The sequence below is a fragment of the Micromonospora sp. NPDC049891 genome (genome assembly GCF_040660295.1).
Taxonomy (GTDB): domain Bacteria; phylum Actinomycetota; class Actinomycetes; order Mycobacteriales; family Micromonosporaceae; genus Micromonospora.
The window spans coordinates 1-1,468 of the sequence record NZ_JBFAML010000075.1 but is presented as its reverse complement, the minus strand read 5'-3'; the positions used below and the strand labels follow the sequence as shown (position 1 = coordinate 1,468).

Annotated in this window: 3 protein-coding genes; all 3 read right to left on the bottom strand. The window is 56.6% G+C overall.

Translation table 11 applies throughout. From position 1 onward, the window contains the following. Positions 1 to 77: 77 nt before the first annotated feature. Entirely contained in the window at positions 78 to 665 is a 588-nt protein-coding gene (locus AB0I71_RS32505; protein WP_273865935.1) for a hypothetical protein, read from the bottom strand. Further along, the gene (locus AB0I71_RS32500; protein WP_356808676.1) at positions 665 to 1,051 is read right to left on the bottom strand and encodes a hypothetical protein; all 387 of its coding nucleotides are present in this window, start codon (positions 1,049 to 1,051) and stop codon (positions 665 to 667) included. The genes AB0I71_RS32505 and AB0I71_RS32500 overlap by 1 nt, the downstream gene beginning before the upstream one ends. A gap of 54 nt (positions 1,052 to 1,105) precedes the next feature. Further along, positions 1,106 to 1,468 (bottom strand): hypothetical protein (locus AB0I71_RS32495; protein ID WP_357591188.1); only part of this gene is annotated, 363 nt, incomplete at its 5' end.

The following is a 1,468-nucleotide window of genomic DNA, read 5'->3' as shown; positions in this document are numbered from 1 at the left end:
GAAATGGAGCGGGCTTTTGTAGTCGCCAAAATCCAGTTCCCGGCAGAGTTCCCGGAACCCCTCACAGGAGGCCCAGGTCAGGAGGGAATGTACGACAGTTCCTGCGGGGCTTCCTGGGTCGGGGTATCGGTAGCCGTCTTCGACGTCGGTAAAGAATCGCGAAACGCCGTAGCGTTCAATGAGACGAGTTGCCCACTGTACATTTCGAGCGTTTTCCCCACCGTCGGGGCGATCAGGTTGGCTTTCTGAATAGCAGAGGAGACCATAAAAAACACCACTTCGCCCTCGACCTCGCGGTATTCATCCGGCTCGATGATTTCCTGCTTAAATGCCGCCTCCAGCGGCACAGGGCGCCATACGCCGTTATCGTTGAAGATCACGGTGGTCAGGCGCTGAATATCATCGACAAGCGTCGGGGTACCCGCAGGAAGATCCCCGGCATCCTGCTGTGCTTTCAGGATGTTTCTCAGCATCATCGCGGCCACGCGCGGCGCGGCGGTTGTCCCTACTGACGTGAAGAAGTTGTGGAACATGTTCCCCAACAACACACAGTTCTCCTGCACCACTTCATACGGGAACGGCACAACGTGCAGGTACACCAGCGATCCGTCCTCACGCGTGATCGTGCTGACGAAATTCAGTTTTCTGTCAATTTTCATACCCATCAATCCCACATCTTGTCGTTGGTGGTCAGGTAGCCGGAGATTGTCGCAACAAAGCCGGCATCCGTACCGTTGAGGGTGATTTCGTTAAAATTCACCAGGTAGCAGTTCAGAATGGTGTAGTTGCCGAAAGTGGTTGCATCCGGCGTAACCACCACCTCCCCCAGGGCGGTGTCGGAGGCAAACTGCCGTTGATAGCTGGCGGCCAGCCCCTGCGTTTTCAGCAAATGCACCGTCAAGGTCACCTGCTGGTAAGGTGCCTGGCTGCCCACGGTGCCGGTCATCGTGGGGATAATGTCAGTGGCGGCGGTATCCGGCCGCATGCTGATCCCCTCTTTGCCCAGGAATGACGCCGTGACGTTTAACGCCGGCTTGTCGGTAATGCTCACCGCGCCCCGGACGCGGTTAAGGAATCCCTGCGGAACTAATGGATTTGGCATTTATTACGCCCCCACAAAATTGGTTACGTTGAGGTTGAAGGTGATGGACTCGAAACCACGCTTCGGTGTGACAACCGCACTCAGGCCGCTGTATTTCCCATCGGCGTAATCGGACGGATTCAGGCTGGTGTAGTTGGCGAACGGCACGGCGTTGATCACCGCGCTGCCGGCGTAGGTGCCTTTCTCGTACTCTTCGTTGAAGACGTCCTGGCTGAGTTTCGTGTCGATCACCTGGCCGAGGATCAGCCCATAGCTGATGCCAGATCGCAGCGTTTTTAACCCACGTCGCTGCAAGCGGTCGATGCCGTTTTGCTCGTAGTAAAGCGGGTTAACGGTGGTGTTGGAGCCGTTGATCACCTCATTCGC

Coding starts and splice junctions, on each gene's coding strand:
- AB0I71_RS32505 (WP_273865935.1), bottom strand. CDS start 665: ATGGGTATGAAAATTGACAGAAAACTGAATTTCGTCAGCACGATCACG.